Below are 18,338 nucleotides of genomic sequence, written 5' to 3' on the forward strand. Positions count from 1 at the left end.
ACCGCGCGTCAGGTGAACAGCGCGGATATCGGTTTTCGGCTCAGCGTCCTGGCTGGCTACGATGACTAGCGCACCTGGCCATTGCCTGCCGGTGCGAAGTCGTCGAAAGGAACCTTGTGCTGCGCACCCACTTGGCTGGTTCGCTGCGAAGCGAGCATGCCGGTCAGACCGTGACCCTCACCGGATGGGTGGCCAGGCGGCGTGACCACGGTGGCGTGATCTTCATCGATCTGCGCGACGCGTCGGGGGTGTCGCAGGCGGTGTTCCGCGAGGGCGAACCAGCCGAGCAGGCACACCGGCTCCGTGCCGAATACTGCGTGCGCGTCACCGGCGTGGTGGAGCTGCGCCCGGACGGCAACGAGAACCCGGAGCTGCCGACCGGCACCATCGAGGTGAACGTCACCGAGCTCGAGGTACTCAACGAGAGCGCGCCGCTGCCGTTCCAGCTCGACGAGCAGCCCGGTGAAGAGGCCCGGCTGAAGTACCGCTACCTGGACCTGCGCCGCGAAGGTCCGGCGCACGCGATCCGGCTGCGGTCCAAGGCGAATGCCGCCGCCCGCGCCGTGCTGGCGAACCACGAGTTCGTCGAGGTCGAGACGCCGACACTGACCCGCTCCACCCCGGAGGGCGCCCGCGACTTCCTGGTGCCCGCGCGCCTGCAGCCGGGCAGCTTCTACGCGCTGCCGCAGAGCCCGCAGCTGTTCAAGCAGCTGCTGATGGTCGGCGGCATCGAGCGCTACTACCAGATCGCGCGCTGCTACCGCGACGAGGACTTCCGCGCCGACCGTCAGCCCGAGTTCACGCAGCTCGACATCGAGATGAGCTTCGTGCGCCAGGACGATGTGATCCTGCTCGCCGAGCAGATCCTGGCCGGGCTGTGGAAGCTGATCGGCTACGAGATCCCGACCCCGATTCCGCACATGACCTACGCGGAAGCCATGCGGCGCTTCGGTTCCGACAAGCCCGACCTGCGTTTCGGCATCGAGATCACCGAATGCGCCGAGTACTTCAAGGACACGCCGTTCCGGGTGTTCCAGGCGCCGTACGTCGGCGCGGTCGTCATGCCGGGCGGCGCCAGCCAGCCGCGACGTCAGCTCGACGCCTGGCAGGAGTGGGCGAAGCAGCGCGGCGCCAAAGGCTTGGCCTATGTGCTGATCAACGAGGACGGCACGCTCGGCGGTCCGGTCGCCAAGAACCTGAGCGACGCGGAGCGCGACGGGCTGGCCAAGCACGTCGGCGCGGTGCCCGGCGACTGCGTGTTCTTCGCGGCGGGCCCGGCCAAGGCGCAGCGCGCGCTGCTCGGCGCCGCACGCGGCGAGATCGCCCGCAAGGTCGGGCTGATCGACGAGAACGCGTGGGCGTTCGTCTGGATCGTGGACGCGCCGATGTTCGAGCCCGCCGCCGAGGCCACCGCGAGCGGCGATGTGGCGCTCGGTCATTCGGCTTGGACGGCGGTGCATCACGCGTTCACCTCGCCGAAGCCGGAATCGGTCGACACCTTCGACACCGACCCGGGTTCCGCGCTCGCCTACGCCTACGACATCGTCTGCAACGGCAACGAAATCGGCGGCGGCAGCATCCGTATCCACCGCCGCGATGTGCAGGAGCGCGTCTTCAAGGTGATGGGCATCAGCCAGGAGGAGGCGCAGGAGAAGTTCGGATTCCTGTTGGACGCCTTCGCCTTCGGCGCACCGCCGCACGGCGGCATCGCGTTCGGCTGGGACCGCATCGTCGCGCTGCTCGCCGGGCTCGACTCGATCCGTGAGGTGATCGCGTTCCCGAAGACCGGCGGCGGCGTCGACCCGCTGACCGACGCGCCCGCGCCGATCACCGAGCAGCAGCGCAAGGAGGCGGGGCTGGACGCCAAGCCCGCGGCGAAGGGCGACAAGGCCGACGCGAAGGCGGGCCAACCCGCCGAATAACGGTGGGAACGGTACCTTCTGGACAGTTTCGATCCGTCGACCCGCCGGGCGACGCTGACCACGAGGGGATCCGTTGCTGCACCTGCGCATGATCAGCCCGTCGGACACCACCGACAAGGTGCTGGCCGTGCTCGCCGCGAACCCAGGGGCCACCCATGTGACCCTGGCTCGCGGCGTCGCGGTGGAACCCGCAGGCGACCTGATACAGGCCGACGTCGCGCGCGAGGCGGGCAACGAGGTGTTGGCCGAGCTGACCGCCCTCGGCATCCCCGAATCCGGCGGCATCACCCTCGGGCCGGTCGAGACCGTGTTGTCTGAGGCGGGGGACCGGGCGGTCAAGGCGGCGCCGGGCGACCCGACCGATGCGGTGGTGTGGGAAGAACTGCTTGCGCAGACGAAAGAGGAGTCGACGCTCAACTCGACGTTCCTCGCGTTCCTTACCATCGCATGCCTGCTCGCCGCGGTAGGTGTGGCCACCGATTCCCCGGTGACCATCGTCGGGGCGATGGTGGTCGGGCCGGAGTTCGGTCCGCTGGCCGCGTTCGCGGTCGGCATGGTGCGCAGGGACTTTCGGCTGGCGCGGCGATCCGCGATCGCGTTGGCGATCGGGTTCCCGGTGGCGATGCTGATCACGCTGTTCGCCACGTTGCTGTGGGAACAGTTCGGCTGGATCAAGCTGAACGGTGTGGAGAGCCTGCCCAACGTCGACTTCATCTATGAGGTCGGACCGTTCTCCCTGGTCGTTGCGTTGCTGGCCGGGGCGGCGGGCATGCTGTCGCTGGTCACGTCGAAATCGGCGGCACTGATCGGGGTGTTCATCTCGGTGACCACCGTCCCCGCTGCCGGATTCGCTGTCGTCGCAGCCACTTTGGGGGAGTGGAATGCGGCGTTCATGTCCGCGGGCCAGCTCGCGGTGAACCTGGCGGGCGTCGTCACGGCCGGTGTGATCGTGCTTGCGCTGCGGCCGCGTGCGGGCAAGGAATCCGGTCCGGTGGGGCGTTTCAAGCGTTGGGTCGGAATGCGCTCGTTGGTTGAGAAGTAGGACTACAGGCCCGTAACTGGACCGGCCGATCTGGCGGTGTGGCGGTGGTTGTGCTTCCGCCGGCCGGCCTGCGGCGCACGGGTGCTTCGTCAGCCGCACACCCTTTTTGTCAGCGGCACACCCAGTACAGGTCGTGTGCGGCCTACCGAAAGGGTGTGCGGCTCAAGGGTGCGCGGCTTTGCAGAAAAGCGTGCGGCTTACATCGACGTGGGCTGGTTAAAGGGGGGAGACGGTGCCTGCGGTGAGGGTTCGGTAGGCGTAGGTGACTGCCATGACCGCCACAGGGCCCGCGACGAGTAGGCCGAGACCGCACAGTAGAACACCCACGAAGGTGACGAACAGGACAGAAAGGGCGAGCAGTAGGACCGGCCAGATGTTGGTGACCACCAGCGTGGCGCTGGACTTGATCGCCTCGAACGGCCCCTCGTTCTGGTCGACGACGAAGTGCAGGGAGAACATGCACAAGATGCCGGCGATGAGTCCGGGAACGAGGCACAGCGCTGAACCGATGACCGTCAGGATGAACGCCAGCAGGGCGGTGATCAGCACATTGCCTGCGTTCACGAAACGGAAGTACGAACCGAAATGCGGTTTGTAGCCGTCGGTTTCATAGAGCGCCCCGCGCACCATCGCGGCCTGCAGCAACCAGACGGCGGCGAGTACCGCGAGGAAGATCAGCAGGACCGGCAGGAGCGTCGTCGGGTCGGTGAGCTGCACGACCAGCACGAAGCCGAGATAGATGACCAGGCCGCATGCGATCACTCCCATCCACGGCCCTGGATTCGAGCGGAACCGTTCCCAGCCGTAACTGAGTGCCTGTCCCACATCGAGGGTGCCGGGGGTGGAAACCGCGGCCTGCTGGTAGCCGTAAATGGGTGGGTTTCCCGCCGGGGACATCATGCCCGGCTGTTGCATGTCGCCTTGTGGTGGCGCACCGTAGGACGGCACGTTCCCTTGTGGCGGCATCGATCCCGGCGGCATGGTGCCCTGTTGCGGCATCGATCCGGGTGGCATGGTGCCCGGCGATCCCGGCGGCACGTTCCCTTGCGGGGGCATCGAACCGGGTGGCATCGTCCCCTGCTGCGGCGTCGCTCCCGGTGGCATGTTTCCTTGGGACGGCATTGATCCCGGCGGCTCGGTGCCCGGAGGTGGCGTGGCACCCGCGGGTGTCGCTCCGGGGCCGGTCCCCGGCGGACCGTAACTCGGCTGAGCCGTTTGCTCAGGGTGTGCTGATTGCTGCGGCGGTGCTACCGGCGGTGGTGGCTCCACAGGTTCGCTGCCGTACTGCGCGGCGCCCGGACCTTCGAACTGCGGGTACCCGGCCGCCCCCGCCATCTCGTGCTTGCCGTGCTCGGTGCTCGTGCCCGGCGGCTGCGGTGGGTGACTCTCGTGCTGGCGCTGCGGCGTCGCGTGGCGTTCGTCGTCTCCGTGCTCGGGAGGGTCGCCAGCTGATGCGTGGGGCGGGGGAGGCGGTGTGCCGGTCATGCCATAGACCTTTCCACTCAACTGGTTTGCGGTGTGGCGCAGAGCAGTTGACGATGAGAAAACCTGACGGGTGCAATCGTGTCAAGCAACGGCCGCTCGTCCCGTAACCTCGAGAGAGACACGCCGAACGACGCGGAAAGGTTGTGTATCCGCTCGCTAGAAGTGACCTGATGCGAGTAACTTGAAGGGCGATGACCGCACTATTGGCCGAACGCGCCGCCGAAGTCGTGTCCGCAGCGCAACAGTTGCTCACAAAGCGAATGGGTGCTCCGGTAAAGCTGAGCGATCCGATCGAACTCAGCGGTAGTGGTAGAACGACGGTTCTCCGTGTGCGTGTAGCGGAAAACCCCTACTCGCTGCCGCGAACCCTCATCGTCAAGCAGGTTCGCGGACACTCGCGGGACCGCACCACGGGTGGTCTCGCGCCCGGAGTCGCGAGCATCGACTCCGCGTTCCTCCGCGAAGCGGTGTCGTACCAGTTCACCACCGCCCTGAGTCGCGAACAGCGACCGGGCGCGTACCTGATCGCGCACAGTTTGCCTGAGCGTTTGCTGATCCTCAGTGACCTGGGCGAGAATTCGCTGCTCACCCAGATGTTGCGGTCCGGCGCCGAACCGGCGACCAGGAACGGAATGATGGCGTTCGCGCAGGCGCTCGGCCGCATGCACGCCGCCACCGTCGGTCGCGAAGCCGATTTCGTCGCCCTGCTGCGCCGCGTCGACGTGGTGCATCGCGTGGACGGCATTGCCCAGCAGGCCGAGTCCGCGATCGCCGAGGTGCCCGGCCTGCTGCAGCGCGAACTCGGCATCGAGGTGCCCGGCGAGATCGCCGAACGGATCGTGCGCGGCAACCGACTGTTCTCCGCCGGGCGGTTCCGCGCGTTCAGTCCGTCGGATCTGTGCCCCGACAACGTGATTCTCAACGAGGAAGGCGCACGCTTCCTCGACTACGAGTGGGGCGGTTTCCGCGACGCCACCCTCGATATCGCCTACGCGCTGGTGTCGTTCCCCGGCTGCCTCTGCGACTTCGAACTGTCCAGGGAACGCGCCAGGCAGATGGTTGAAGCGTGGCGCTCCGAAGTGGTCGGCGTGTGGCCTGCGCTCGCCGACGACGAGCTGATGTCCGAGCGCATCCTCGAAGCCCGGCTCATCTGGGTCTGGCTGTCCACCTACTGGTTCCTCCCCGCCGACCACGCCCGCATCGCCGCCGCGCGAGAACACGGCATGTCCGTGCCGCGGTCGGAAGCCCTGATCAATCGCTGGGCCGCACTCGCCGAAGACGCCCGCTGCACCGGCGACGACATCATCGGCGACTTCGCCGAAGACGTCTCCGCAATGCTCGAAGAACGCTGGTCCGAGTAGCAGAACGTACCCACCGTCCCGTGCCGCCGACGTGACGTGGTTTCCGTGCTCTTGACTGAGGTTGCAGCGTGCGTCGAGAGCGCAGAACTTACGTCAAGTGCGACTTGGGGTTCGAGGTGAGAGCCTGTGGTGGGTTTTGGTGTGGCGGTGGAGCCGATGAGTGGCAGCATCACTGAATCGGATTGGTACTGCAACGAATTGCGCGGGTGGCCCCCGAAAATTGACGCTACCGATGGGCCGATAGAAAGTGGCACAATGCGTGAGAGTCCGACTTCAAGCGTCGGAAGATAATCTAGGGGGCCAACATGGGTTACCTGCTCTCCGCGATTGCCGTGCTGGCCATCCTTGCCGCCGTGCTCGCAATCCTGGTCATCCGCCGCCGCAACGCGCACCGTGCCGACGGCGGTAATCCTTTGACCCGCGCCCAACAGGCGGGCACCCAGCTGAGCGGGCAGTTCCCCGGCGGCGGCCGAAATCGGCGGCGCGGCAGGAAAGGCTCCCGCGGCTGGGCCGCCGGCGGTGCCGGCATCGGCATCGGCGGTGGCTGCAGTGGCGGCGACGGCGGTGGTGGCTGCGGAGGCGGCGGCGGTGGTGGGGGAGGCGGGGGCGAGTAACCCCGGAACCGCTGGGCGGGTCAGCCCGGATCGCCGACGAGGAACGGCCGAACGCGTGGCAGCACCTCGGTCGCGTTGCGCCACGCGGTGATGTGATCGTGGTCGGGTATCGAGAAGAACTGCGTGCCGGTCTGCTCGGCAAAGGTTCGCATCGGCTGGTGCCAGATGTCGTCGGTGCCCGCGTACAAGAGCATCGGCACAGGCGACTCGGCCAAGCGGTCGTGCAGGCCCGGCTCGGTGGCGAAAGCCGCGTAGTTCGCGCGCAACGCCGCGGGATCGGCCGCCTCGATCACCGCGGCCAGCGCGGGATCGGCGATCGATCCCTGCACGATCAGCGGGTACACATCCGCGTCCTCGGGCAGACCCAATTGGTTGCGCAGCAGAGCGAGGGCAGAACCACATCCGTCGATCGGGTCGAAAGCGCCCGCGACGGGGCAGGCTAGACGCTCGGGGGCGTGCACGGCGATGGCGAATCCGGTCAACGCGCCGAGCGAATAACCCCAGTACGCGGCCCGATCGGCGCCGACCTCGTCCAGCACCGCGGTCACGTAGTCGATCCGCCGCTCCAGCGCGTAGTCGGCCGGCTCTCGCGGCCCGTCACTATTGCCGAGACCTAGTGGATCCACGGTGATCACCGTGTGGGTTGCCGCCAGAGCGGAGGTGTATCCGGCCTCGGTCCAGTGCGCGCCGATCTGAAACATCCCGGGGTGCAGCACCAGCGGTGGTCCATCACCGATGACCTCGAAGGCGATCTTGTATCCGTGGCTACGTGCGATCGGCATCGTTGGTTTTCTTTCCTCGACTGTTACGAGCGGATCGATCGAGACCTCAGGACCCGGGAAACGTCTCGCGGATGCGCGCATCGGTGACAACGCCGAAATTGATGGTGCTGCCTGCCTGACAACTGGCCTCGGACCGCTGGCCGATCTGGGTGAACGGATAGCCGAATGCGGTGTAGCGGCCGAACTCCGGGAAAAGTCCCGCCGGCTTGACGAACAAGCCGAAACAATCGATTTCGACGGTGTGGGCGCCGGTGCCGGCGTGACAAACGGCGGACGCACTGGTCAACGTTCGATCGATCTGACAGTTCTCCGGCCGTGCATTCGCTGTGCCGCCGCCCAAGGCCACCGTCATAGCAACGAGGCCGAGCGTGGAACCGATGCCGACGGCGAGCCTGTACTTTCGGTTTCGCATTGTTGCTCCTGGTTCGAATGAATTCCGGCGAGCGTCCTTGACCCGGTGTGGGTCGAACTGCTCTCGGGCCGAACCGTACGGCGCCGTCGACACGAATGTCGTCCTACCAAAGACCTACTCCGCGTCGTCCTTCGGGCGGTCTTCGAGCCGTTTCCGTGGTGTTTTATTCGACCGGGGCTGTCGTGAACCGGGTGTCGCGCTCAGCCGGCCGGCACGGAGCGTGGTTCGAGGCGGCCACCGGATCGGACGGCCAGCGAAGTTCCGTGGCGCACAGCGGAGTTCGGGTCGGTCACGTCGAGGAGGTAGAACCAGTCCATTTGAGTCTGCTCCGGGATTACCTCGAGGACGCCGTAGCCGTGCGAGTCCAGTTCGGCGTAGTGCAGGTGGCGGTTGACGCTCCTGATCGAGTCCGCGATGGGGGCCGAGTTGAGTTTCAGCAGGTCGCCGATGCTGGTCGAGGTGACCGAGGGGACGACGAACTCGACGCCCGCGGTGGCGCCTGCCGGGTAGTTGGCCGCGTCGACGGGAAGGTCGGCGGCCCAGGAGGTGTGGATGTCGCCGGTCAGGAACACCACGTCGGAGATCTGCTGTTCGGTGATCGCGCGGAACAGGTGCTGGCGGTCGGCGGTGTAGCCGTCCCACTGGTCGCCGTTGACGGTGAGGCCGGACTGCGGGAGTCCGAGGGTGCTGGTGATCGCGGCGGTGGTGGCCGGTTCGAGCGGCGGGAAGACGAGCGGGGCGATCATCACCGAGTTGCCGACCAGCTTCCAGCGCACCGGTGCGGACGTCAAACCCGCGGTGAGCCAGTCCATTTGGGCCTTGCCGGTGATGGTGCGCGCGGGGTTGTCCGCCTCGCGCCAGCCCGCGCCGGGCTTCGCCTCCTGGTCGCGATAGCTGCGCAGGTCCAGCATGGACAGTTCGGCGAGCGTGCCGAAGCGGAGCCTGCGGTAGATCTGCACCTGTGCGCCGGAACCCTGCGCGCGCACCGGCATCCACTCCAGATAGGCCTGCGCGGACGCCGCCCGGCGGTCCTGCCAGTCGCCCTGGGTGGCCGGATTGTGGTTGTTGGCGCCGCCGGACCACGAGTTGTCGGCGGATTCGTGGTCGTCCCAGGTGCAGATGAACGGCTGGCGGGCGTGCAACTCCAGCAGATCGGGATCGGTCTTGTACTGCGCGTGGCGGATTCGATAGTCGGCCAGGCTGACGATCTCGTTCGCCGGATCATGTGGCCGCACAGTGCCATTGCGTCCGCCGTACTTGCCGCGGCCGTACTCGTAGAGGTAGTCGCCGAGGTGCACGATGGCGTCGAGATCGGTGCGGGCGGCGAGATGCCGGTAGGCGCCGAAGTATCCGGCCTCCCAGTTCGCACAGGAGACGATCCCGAGGCGGAGGCGCTCCGGTGCGTCGTCGAGCGCCGGGGCGGTCCGGGTGCGGCCGATCGGCGACGTCTCACCGAGGGCGGTGAAGCGGTAGAAGTACTCGCGGCCCGGGGCGAGGCCCGCGGCATCGACCTTCACGGTGTGATCGGAAGCCGCTGCGGCCGTGACGTTTCCGGACGCCGTGACGGTGCCGAAGCTCTCGTCCTCAGCGATTTCCCAACGCACACTTGTCGATTCGCCCACCCCCGAACCGGGCACCGCGTCGTCGGACACGGTGACGCGGGTCCACAGGATCACCCCGTTCGGCAACGGATCGCCGGAGGCGACACCGTGCCGGAACACCGCGCTCGCCGCCCGCGCCGGAGCCGCGCTCAGCAGCGCCGTCGCGGTGGCCGCCGCGCCACCTTTCAGCAGGGTGCGCCGCGTGAAGGGCCCGAACGGAGAATCTGAAACGACCGTGTTTTCAGCCACGAGTATTGATCACATCCGATGTCCGGGCGACACGCAAATCGGCTCGCCGCACACCGCCCAGATCTCCTTGTCGGTGGACCTCGGTAACGTTGCCGGATGTGACCGATGGCTTGTTCGACGTGCCCGGCGACGGTGTGCCCGCGGAGCACAGCATCGACAATGTGGTGCGCCGTGACGCCGGTGCACCGCTTGCGGTGCGGATGCGGCCCGCGTCGTTGGACGAGGTGGTCGGGCAGCAGCATTTGCTCGGGCCAGGGTCGCCGCTGCGGCGGTTGGTCGAGGGGTCGGGGGCGGCGTCGGTGCTGTTGTACGGTCCGCCTGGCACGGGTAAGACGACGTTGGCGTCGCTCATCTCGCATTCGACCGGTCGCCGGTTCGAGGCGCTGTCCGCCTTGTCGGCGGGAGTGAAGGAGGTGCGGGCGGTCATCGATGTGGCGCGGCGCAGGCTGTCGGCCGGTGAGCAGACCGTCCTGTTCATCGATGAGGTGCATCGCTTCTCCAAGACACAGCAGGACGCGCTGCTCGCCGCGGTGGAGAACCGGATCGTGCTGCTCGTCGGCGCGACCACGGAGAATCCGTCGTTCTCGGTGGTGTCGCCGCTGCTGTCGCGCTCGTTGGTTCTGCAGCTGCAGTCGCTCACCGAGGACGACATCCGTCAGGTACTGCTGCGGGCGATCCACGACAAACGCGGCTTGGACGACCAGTTCACGGTGTCCGACGAGGCACTCGACCACATCGTCCGCATCGCGGGTGGCGACGCCCGCCGCGCGCTCACCGCGCTGGAAGCCTCGGCCGAGTCCTCGCTCGACGGCACCGTCGGCGTCGAGCTCGTCGAGGCCAGCGTGGACAAGGCCGCCGTCCGCTACGACCGGGCAGGCGACCAGCACTACGACGTGATCAGCGCCTTCATCAAGTCCATCCGCGGCTCCGACGTCGACGCGGCACTGCACTACCTCGCGCGAATGCTCACGGCGGGGGAGGACCCGCGCTTCATCGCGCGCAGGCTGATGATCCATGCCAGCGAGGACATCGGCATGGCCGACCCCACCGCCTTGCAAACCGCCACCGCGGCCGCACAGGTCGTCCAGCTGGTCGGTTTGCCGGAGGCCCGCCTCGCCTTGGCTCAGGCCACGATTCACCTGGCCAGCGCGCCCAAATCCGGTGCCGTGATCGCCGCGCTCGGCGCCGCCATGGCCGACGTGGCTGCTGGCAAAGCGGGTGCGGTACCGCCGCACCTGCGCGACGGGCACTACGCGGGCGCGGCGAAACTCGGCAACGCCAAGGGCTACAAATACCCGCACGACAACCGCGACGGCGTGCTCGCCCAGCAGTACCCGCCGGACGAGCTGGTCGGCGTCGACTATTACCAACCCACCGACCACGGCAACGAGCGCGAGGTCGGCCCGCGGGTGGAGAAGCTGCGCCGGATCATCCGCGGAAAGTAGGCGCGACGCCCAGCCGACAGGACCACACCCCGACAGCTCGGTCGGACAATCGACCGAATCGCCGCAAGGTTGCGGGCTCGCGCACAGCACCCGACTCGATGAAAAACCACGTGCACCGCACCGGTAGGCTGGATATCTGTGCAGACCCACGAGATTCGACGGCGCTTCCTGGACCATTTCGTCCGTGCCGGCCATACCGAGGTGCCGAGTGCCTCGTTGATCTTGGCCGACCCGAACCTGCTGTTCGTCAACGCAGGCATGGTCCAGTTCAAGCCGTACTTCCTGGGCCAGGAGGCTCCGCCGTACCCGCGCGCGACGAGCGTGCAGAAGTGTGTGCGCACCGGTGACATCGAAGAGGTCGGCGTCACCACGCGGCACAACACCTTCTTCCAGATGGCGGGCAACTTCTCCTTCGGTGACTACTTCAAGGAAGAGGCGATCCGCCTCGCCTGGGAGTTGATCAGCAAGTCGCAGGAGGACGGCGGTTTCGGCTTCGATCCCGAGCGGATCTGGGTGACCGCGTACGAATCCGATCCGGAGGCGGCCGAGATCTGGCGTCGGGTCGCGGGCATTCCCGAGGAGCGGATCCAGTTCCGCGACGGCAAGGACAACTACTGGGACATGGGCGTGCCAGGTCCCGGCGGCCCGTGCTCGGAGATCTACTTCGATCGCGGCCCCGAGTACGGCCGCGACGGCGGCCCGGTCGCCGACGAGGACCGCTACCTCGAGATCTGGAATCTCGTGTTCATGCAGGACGTTCGCGGTGAACTGAGCCCGAAGGAGGGCCACCCGCCGATCGGTTCGCTGCCGAAGAAGAACATCGACACCGGCATGGGCGTCGAGCGTGTCGCCATGCTGTTGCAGGGCGTGGAGAACGTCTACGAGACCGACCTGCTTCGCCCGATCATCGACAAGGCCGAGGAGCTCACCGGCCGTTCCTACGGCGTCGAGCACGAGAACGATCGCCGCTTCCGGGTGATCGCCGACCACACCCGTTCCAGCGCCATGCTGATCGCCGACGGTGTGAACCCGGGCAACGACGGGCGCGGCTACGTCCTGCGCAGGCTGCTGCGCCGGATCGTGCGCTCGGCGCGACTGCTCGGCGCGGAGAAGCCGGTGATGGCGGAGTTCATGAAGGTCGTCAGCGACCTGATGGCGCCGTCGTACCCGGAACTGGCCACCGATTTCCAGCGCATCGAGACCGTCGCCGTCGGCGAGGAGACGGCCTTCCTCAAGACGTTGAACACCGGCTCCGCGCTGTTCGACAACACTGCGAGCGCGGTGCAGGCCAAGGGCGGCAACACGATTCCCGGATCGGACGCCTTCAAGCTGCACGACACCTACGGCTTCCCGATCGAGCTGACGCTGGAGATGGCGGCCGAGGCCGGGCTGACGGTGGACGAGAACGGTTTCCGTGAGCTGATGGCCCAGCAGGTGGCCAACGCCAAGGAAGACGCGCGCAAACGCAAGCACGGCCACGCCGACCTGACCGTCTACAAGGAGCTGGTCGACCGCGGCGCCACCGAGTTCACCGGCTTCGACGAGCTGACCTCCGAGGCGAACGTGCTCGCCCTGATCGCCGACGGCGTGCGGGTGCCGGTGGCCACGGCGGGCCAGGACGTCGAGGTGATCCTCGACCGCAGCCCGCTCTACGCCGAGGCCGGCGGCCAGATCGCCGACCGCGGCTCCATCACGGCGTCGGGTGTGAAACTGCGCGTCAACGACGTGCAGAAGATCGCCAAGAAGCTGTGGGTGCACAAGACCACCGTCGAGCAGGGGCAGATCACCGAGGGCGATGTCGTTCTCGCGCAGGCGGATCCGGCGTGGCGTCGCGGCGCCACCCAGGGCCACTCCGGCACGCACATGGTGCATGCCGCGCTGCGGCAGATCCTCGGCCCGAACGCGGTGCAGGCGGGTTCGCTGAACAAGCCGGGCTACCTGCGCTTCGACTTCAACTGGCAGGGGCAGCTGTCGGAGAGCCAGAAGGCCGATATCGAGGCCGTGTCCAACGACGCGGTCGGTGCGGACTTCCCGGTCAACACCTTCGTGACCGACCTGGCCAAGGCCAAGCAGATGGGCGCGATGGCGCTGTTCGGCGAGAACTACGGCGACGAGGTGCGCGTGGTGGAGATCGGCGGCCCGTTCTCGATGGAGCTGTGCGGTGGTACGCATGTGCAGCACTCCTCGCAGATCGGCCCGATCACCGTGCTCGGCGAGTCGTCGGTCGGTTCCGGCATCCGCCGCGTGGAGGCCTTCGTCGGCCTCGACTCCTACAAGTACCTGGCCAAGGAGCGCGCGCTGCTGGCCGGTGTGGCGTCCTCGCTGAAGGTGCCCTCGGAAGAGGTGCCCGCGCGGGTCGAGCAGCTGGTGGAGCGGCTCAAGGTGGCCGAGAAGGAACTCGAGCGCACCAAGATGGCCGCTGTGCTGTCCTCGGCGAGCAAGTTCGTCGAGGAGGCCGAGCGGATCGGTGGCGTGCTGCTGGTCGCCGTCGCGGCGCCCGAGGGTGTCCCCGCGGGCGATCTGCGCACGCTGGCCACCGATATCCGCGGCCGGTTCGGCACGCAACCCGCCGTGGTGGTGTTGCTCGGCAACGCCGACGGCAAGGTGCCGTTCGTGGTGACCGTCAACAAGGGTGCTCAGGATCTCGGCTTCAAGGCCGGTGACCTGGTCGGCGCCTTCGGCCCGAGCATCGCGGGGCGCGGTGGTGGGAAGCCGGAGATGGCGCAGGGCGCCGGATCCGACCCGTCGGGGATTCCCACCGGCCTCGCCGCGGTCCGCGCTCGGGTGGCCGAACTGGCCGGGTGATGGCCTCGCCGAGTGATTCCGCGGGAGGTGGTGGTCGGGCACGTGACGTGTCCGACCCCGACCATCCCGGGCGGGGGGGGGGGGGGGGGGGCGGGCCGCCCCCCCCCCCCCCCCCCCCCCCCGGGGGGGGGCCGGCCCCCCCCCCCCCCCCCCCGACCCCATCCAGACACCGACCCGGGTCGCGGCCGGCGAATTGCCGTCGATGTCGGCAGTGTCCGCATCGGCGTCGCGTCGAGCGACCCCGACGGTGTCCTCGCCACGCCCGTGGAGACCGTGCCGCGTGCGAAGCCGAACAAGCGCTCGGCCGGGCCTGCCCCCGATATCGCGAGAATTGCTGAAATTGTGCGGGAATACGAGGCCGTCGAAGTCATCGTGGGTCTCCCTCGAACATTGCGCGGGGAGAAGGGTGCTGCCGCTACCATTGCCACCGCATTCGCCGAGCAGTTGCGGGCCGCCGTGTCGCCGGTGCCTATACGACTTTCCGACGAACGTTTGACTACGGTGTCAGCTGCACGTGCATTGCGGGACAGTGGAGTTCGCGCGCGTGGCCAGCGGCAAGTGATCGATCAGGCGGCGGCCGTCTCGATCCTGCAAGGATGGTTGGACGAACGGAGTGCGGTGTTGAGGTCGGTTGAAGCGGTGCGACACGCGTCGTCCGAGGACGACGCATGACGGATCGATGGGCACGGGCCGAGGAACGGTACCGACAGCGCGAAGCTGATCGGCGTTACCGGCGTGACGACCGAGCCTGGGGCGGGCAGAACAGCAGAGACTCGCGCGGCAAAACGGACCGAGTGGTCGGCCGAGAGCGGGACGACTGGGACGACTACGAGGACGACACCACCGTCATCCCGCGCTACACCGACGACATGGACCCGCCCGAGCCCGCGCCACGCCCGCGGGCCGACGCGGAACGCCCGCCGCGTAAGCGCGTCGGCCGCCGGGAAGCGGCTCGGCACGAGGACGACGAGCCAGAAGAGGGCAGCAGGCGGTCGCGGAGCGCGCAGCGCGGCAAACGCTCGCGTGCGGCCTCCCGCAAGGCGCAGGAGCGCAAGCGGCGCAGGCGCACCATGTGGCTGTTCGCAGGCGTCTTCGTGCTGCTGTTCGCCGGTGCCGCGGTGTTCGCGGGCATGAAGCTGATCGAGAAGCTCGGTCCGCCCGAGGATTTCGCGGGACCGGTCGGGCCGTTGGTCGTGGTGCAGGTGCACGACGGCGACACCTCGCAGCAGATCGCGGCCAGCATGAAGGAGAAGGGCATCGTCGCCAGCACCGGCGCGTTCATCGAAGCGGCCGTGCGCAATACGAACATGAACTCGGTGCAGCCTGGCTTCTACGCGATCCCGAGCCGCAGCCCCGCCGTGCAGGCGGTGTCCGCGTTGACCGGTAAGCAGGCCAGGGTCGGCAACCTCGTCATCCCCGAGGGGCGACTGCTGCACGACCAGTTCGAGGTGGGTTCGGGCAGGCGCACCGACGGCATCTACCGGATGATGGCGGAGGCCAGCTGCATCGGCACCGGCACCAACCAGAAGTGCGCGACCTACGAACAACTCCAGGCCGCCGGTTCGAGCGTCGACCTGGCCGCGCTCGGCGTGCCCGCCTGGGCCGTGCAGGGCGTGCAGAACTGCCCGGACCGGACCAGGCAGCTGGAAGGCCTGATCGCCGCGGGCACGCTGGATTTCGACCCGAGCGGCACGCCGGAGCAGATGCTGCGGCAGGTCGTCACCGCCAGCGCCAAGGCCTATGAATCCACCGGCCTGTTGCAGTCCGGCGGCGAGACCAAGCTGACGCCGTACCAGACGCTGATCGCCGCGTCGCTCGTCGAACGCGAGGCCAAGCCGCAGGACATGGGCAAGGTCGCGCGGGTGATCGTCAACCGGCTGCGCGTTCCGCAGATGCTGCAGTTCGACTCGACGGTGAACTACGCGCTCGACCGCACCGAGGTGCAGACCACCGACGCGGACCGCGCCCAGGAAACGCCGTGGAACACCTACGCGATGTCCGGCCTGCCCGCGACACCGATCGCCGCGCCGTCGCTGAACGCGTTGCGCGCCATGGAGAATCCGGAACCCGGGCCGTGGTTGTACTTCGTGACGGTCGACAAGCAGGGCACCACCCTGTTCACCGATGACTACACCCAGCATCAGCGCTACATCCGGCAGGCACAGGCGAGCGGAATCCTCGACAGTGGTCGCTGAACGCAAAGCGGCGGTGCTGGGGAAGCCCATCACGCACTCCCGTTCGCCGCAGTTGCATCTGGCCGCGTACCGCGCGCTCGGGCTCGACTGGAGCTACGAACGCATCGAGTGCACCGCCGAGCAGTTGCCCGGACTGGTCGACGGGCTCGGGCCCGAATGGATCGGGCTTTCGGTGACCATGCCGGGCAAGGAGGCCGCGCTGGCCTACGCCGCCGAGCGCACCGAGCGGGCGGTGCTGGTCGGTTCGGCCAACACGCTCGTCCGGCGCGACGGTGGCTGGTTGGCCGACTGCACCGATGTGGACGGTGTGCTCGGTGCGCTGCGCGGAGGTGGAGTCGCGGGTTTGGATGAGGCGGTGGTGCTCGGTGCCGGTGGTACCGCGCGGCCCGCGCTGCTCGCGTTGTCCGAACTCGGTGCGAAAACGGTGACGGTGATCGCGCGGGATGCCGGGCGGGCAAGCAGCGCGTTGGATCTCGCGGAGCGGCTCGGCATGAATGCGGCGGTGACCGCGTTCGATCCGGATGCGCTCGTCGGACTGTGCGAGCGCGCGAGCGTGGTGGTGAGCACGATTCCGGCTGAGGCCGCCGCGGTGGTCGCTGAGGCGGTGGCGAAAGCTCCCGTAGTGCTCGACGCGATCTACAACCCGTGGCCGACGCCGCTGGCTGAGGCGGTAACACGGGCTGGGCATACGGTGGTCAGTGGGTTGCAGATGCTGTTGAACCAGGCGTATGGGCAGGTCGAGTTGTTTACCGGGCGTAAAGCTCCGCGCGCGGAAATGGCTGCGGCGCTGGAGAGTTCGGCCTGAGCCGACTGGTGTAGGCGCACGTCGGTGGCGAGTAGCTGCGATGCTGGCGAGTTCGGCTGTACGGGGCTGATGTGTCGGCAGGGGTGCGGCGGGTGTCGCCGAGTTAGGCCTGAACCGGTCGGCGTTGGCGGAATGCTCGGTGGTGCGACGCACCGTTGGCCTCCTCACCCAATCGGGACCGCGCTGCCATCGTGTCTCGTCCGGAGATGGCCATCGTGTCGAGGGCGACATGGTGGCGTCGAATTGCGGGTGGGGCCGCCGTCTCGCCCCGCTCGCGGATGGAATTGTGTGGAGGACGTGGTGGCGCTGATTGGGTATTGCGCTAGGCGGGGTGCCCTGGATTTCGCGTTGTTCGGGTGGTCGCTGTCGGCGACGGGTGCGCTACAGACTTGGCGCGACGGACGTGAGACGTCGGCGTAGTTCTGTTGCTGGAGTCGGGGCAGTCGACTCTGTTGTCGGTCGGAGCACCTTTCCGCAAAAACTGATACCGGTTCTAGTTTGGTTCGGCGATGGGCAGGGTTATGGTGGTGCGCATGAATGCTTGGGTGTTGCGGGCCATCGTGCTCGGCGCGCTGGTGGTTTTCCTGCGTGCCGCGCTCGGGTTCGCGATGGTGAACTGGCCGACCCACGGGGTGTGGATGCGGATGTTCGGCCTGTTCCTGCTCGTCGCGGTCGTTCTGTACTGGGGATTGCTCGACGGACGCAAGGACCGGTCGGCCCAGCCCGATCCCGAACGCGGCACCGACCTGACCCTGCTCTGGTTGAAGGCAGCGGTGGCCGGTGGTCTCGGCAGCGGCCTCGGCGCCTGGCTGCTCGACTGGCTGCCCAAGTTCGACCTCGGCGACAACGGCATCCTCTTCGAACTCACCGCAGGCTCCGCGTTCATCGTCCTGCTCATCTTCATCCCCGCCCTCATCGGCGTCGGCCTCGGCCGCATCCTCGCGGACCGCGCACACAACAAACAGTCCACCCCCGCACCCACCCCCGCCTGACCCGCGGCGCGAACAAACTCGCCCTGGCCCGCTCTCGCCCGACCGGCACGCCACCCCCACGTCGGCGCGACCTCCGCCCGCCCGTCCAGTGCTCGGCTCGCGCGCCGAGCCTGCCCGACCCAGATCTGGGACCCACATCTGGTCTGACCTGTGCCCGCGCGCCGAGCCGCGCCGGGGCTGGCCTGCGCCCAGCTCGACCTACGCTCGGGCTTGACCCCTGCGCCGACTCGCAGCCCGCATGACCTGCAGCCCTAGTCGGCGGGGCGGCGATCTTGTGATGAAACGACCGCCGCTGCGGTCATTGCACTGCAATGGTGACAGGGCTGCCAACGCTCAACCGTGGCACTGCCAACCTGCCGAATCGCGCCCTCGATGGTTCCCCGATCGGCGGTATTCTCTTGCTGTCCAATGAATTTCAACGGGAGGGGACATTGGCATGTTGGTTCGAATTGGGGTTGCCGCGGCAATGACACTCGCTGCGTCCACAGTCGTGTTTGCCGGACAGGCGGCCGCGGAGGCCGGCCGCTGTGCGTCGGTCCAGCCGAGGTGGAACTACGTATGTGTAGAAACGGCGTCGGACGTTTCGAGGGTGGTTTGCATGAAGGACGCGCCGAACTGGTCTCCACAT

Annotated in this window: 13 protein-coding genes and 1 pseudogene; 10 read left to right on the plus strand and 4 right to left on the minus strand. The window is 67.8% G+C overall.

The window, feature by feature from the left end; all coding sequences use genetic code 11:
• Window positions 1–116: 116 nt before the first annotated feature.
• Together aspS and ACIHA7_RS20535 are read left to right on the plus strand one after the other, a co-directional pair.
• Window positions 117–1,922: an aspartate--tRNA ligase gene (gene aspS / locus ACIHA7_RS20530; protein WP_397291651.1), complete on the plus strand. Its 1,806-nt coding sequence runs from the start codon at window positions 117–119 to the stop codon at window positions 1,920–1,922.
• A 73-nt stretch (window positions 1,923–1,995) separates the two neighbouring features.
• Window positions 1,996–2,964: a DUF389 domain-containing protein gene (locus ACIHA7_RS20535; protein WP_397291653.1), complete on the plus strand. Its 969-nt coding sequence runs from the start codon at window positions 1,996–1,998 to the stop codon at window positions 2,962–2,964.
• Between the two features lie 216 nt (window positions 2,965–3,180).
• On the opposite strand, the gene ACIHA7_RS20540 is transcribed toward ACIHA7_RS20535, so the two are convergent.
• Window positions 3,181–4,068 (minus strand): hypothetical protein, encoded by an 888-nt coding sequence (locus tag ACIHA7_RS20540; RefSeq protein WP_397291655.1) that lies wholly within the window; start codon window positions 4,066–4,068, stop codon window positions 3,181–3,183.
• 572 nt (window positions 4,069–4,640) lie between these two features.
• Between ACIHA7_RS20540 and ACIHA7_RS20545 the strand changes: the two genes are divergently transcribed.
• Window positions 4,641–5,810, plus strand: a complete 1,170-nt coding sequence (locus tag ACIHA7_RS20545) for a phosphotransferase family protein (RefSeq protein ID WP_397291657.1) — start codon at window positions 4,641–4,643, stop codon at window positions 5,808–5,810.
• 305 nt (window positions 5,811–6,115) lie between these two features.
• Window positions 6,116–6,424: a hypothetical protein gene (locus tag ACIHA7_RS20550; protein WP_397291660.1), complete on the plus strand. Its 309-nt coding sequence runs from the start codon at window positions 6,116–6,118 to the stop codon at window positions 6,422–6,424.
• Window positions 6,425–6,444: 20 nt separating this feature from the next.
• On the opposite strand, the gene ACIHA7_RS20555 is transcribed toward ACIHA7_RS20550, so the two are convergent.
• The 3 genes from ACIHA7_RS20555 to ACIHA7_RS20565 form a co-directional block, all read right to left on the minus strand.
• The gene (locus ACIHA7_RS20555) at window positions 6,445–7,206 is read right to left on the minus strand and encodes an alpha/beta fold hydrolase (RefSeq protein WP_397291663.1); all 762 of its coding nucleotides are present in this window, start codon (window positions 7,204–7,206) and stop codon (window positions 6,445–6,447) included.
• Window positions 7,207–7,252: 46 nt separating this feature from the next.
• On the minus strand, window positions 7,253–7,492 hold the full coding sequence (locus ACIHA7_RS20560; RefSeq protein WP_397291666.1) for a hypothetical protein: 240 nt from the start codon (window positions 7,490–7,492) through the stop codon (window positions 7,253–7,255).
• A gap of 326 nt (window positions 7,493–7,818) precedes the next feature.
• The gene (locus tag ACIHA7_RS20565; RefSeq protein WP_397291669.1) at window positions 7,819–9,468 is read right to left on the minus strand and encodes an alkaline phosphatase D family protein; all 1,650 of its coding nucleotides are present in this window, start codon (window positions 9,466–9,468) and stop codon (window positions 7,819–7,821) included.
• Window positions 9,469–9,566: 98 nt separating this feature from the next.
• Here ACIHA7_RS20565 and ACIHA7_RS20570 point away from each other — a divergent pair, with 98 nt between their 5' ends.
• From ACIHA7_RS20570 to ACIHA7_RS20595, 6 genes and pseudogenes are all read left to right on the plus strand, one after another.
• On the plus strand, window positions 9,567–10,913 hold the full coding sequence (locus tag ACIHA7_RS20570) for a replication-associated recombination protein A (protein WP_397291672.1): 1,347 nt from the start codon (window positions 9,567–9,569) through the stop codon (window positions 10,911–10,913).
• Window positions 10,914–11,051: 138 nt separating this feature from the next.
• Complete coding sequence (gene alaS, locus ACIHA7_RS20575; RefSeq protein ID WP_397291674.1) at window positions 11,052–13,718, plus strand: alanine--tRNA ligase; 2,667 nt, start codon at window positions 11,052–11,054, stop codon at window positions 13,716–13,718.
• Window positions 13,719–13,865: 147 nt separating this feature from the next.
• A pseudogene (gene ruvX / locus ACIHA7_RS20580) lies at window positions 13,866–14,390 on the plus strand (Holliday junction resolvase RuvX); the annotation flags it as partial.
• Window positions 14,387–15,913 carry an endolytic transglycosylase MltG gene (mltG, locus tag ACIHA7_RS20585; protein WP_397291676.1) on the plus strand — a complete coding sequence of 509 codons (1,527 nt, stop codon included), beginning with the start codon at window positions 14,387–14,389 and terminating at the stop codon, window positions 15,911–15,913. The pseudogene ruvX and the gene mltG, both read left to right, overlap by 4 nt.
• Window positions 15,843–16,718: a shikimate dehydrogenase gene (locus tag ACIHA7_RS20590; RefSeq protein WP_397291678.1), complete on the plus strand. Its 876-nt coding sequence runs from the start codon at window positions 15,843–15,845 to the stop codon at window positions 16,716–16,718. The genes mltG and ACIHA7_RS20590 overlap by 71 nt, the downstream gene beginning before the upstream one ends.
• Window positions 16,719–17,251: 533 nt before the next feature.
• A complete protein-coding gene (locus tag ACIHA7_RS20595; RefSeq protein WP_397291680.1) occupies window positions 17,252–17,710 on the plus strand; it encodes a B-4DMT family transporter in 459 nt (152 codons plus the stop codon).
• Window positions 17,711–18,338: the final 628 nt, after the last annotated feature.

Source organism: Nocardia sp. NPDC052316 (genome assembly GCF_044547795.1).
Taxonomy (GTDB): Bacteria; Actinomycetota; Actinomycetes; order Mycobacteriales; family Mycobacteriaceae; genus Nocardia.

Coding starts and splice junctions, on each gene's coding strand:
- ACIHA7_RS20590 (WP_397291678.1), top strand. CDS start 15,843: ATGACTACACCCAGCATCAGCGCTACATCCGGCAGGCACAGGCGAGCG.
- ACIHA7_RS20550 (WP_397291660.1), top strand. CDS start 6,116: ATGGGTTACCTGCTCTCCGCGATTGCCGTGCTGGCCATCCTTGCCGCC.
- ACIHA7_RS20555 (WP_397291663.1), bottom strand. CDS start 7,206: ATGCCGATCGCACGTAGCCACGGATACAAGATCGCCTTCGAGGTCATC.
- ACIHA7_RS20545 (WP_397291657.1), top strand. CDS start 4,641: ATGACCGCACTATTGGCCGAACGCGCCGCCGAAGTCGTGTCCGCAGCG.
- ACIHA7_RS20540 (WP_397291655.1), bottom strand. CDS start 4,068: ATGCCACCGGGAGCGACGCCGCAGCAGGGGACGATGCCACCCGGTTCG.
- ACIHA7_RS20595 (WP_397291680.1), top strand. CDS start 17,252: ATGAATGCTTGGGTGTTGCGGGCCATCGTGCTCGGCGCGCTGGTGGTT.
- mltG (WP_397291676.1), top strand. CDS start 14,387: ATGACGGATCGATGGGCACGGGCCGAGGAACGGTACCGACAGCGCGAA.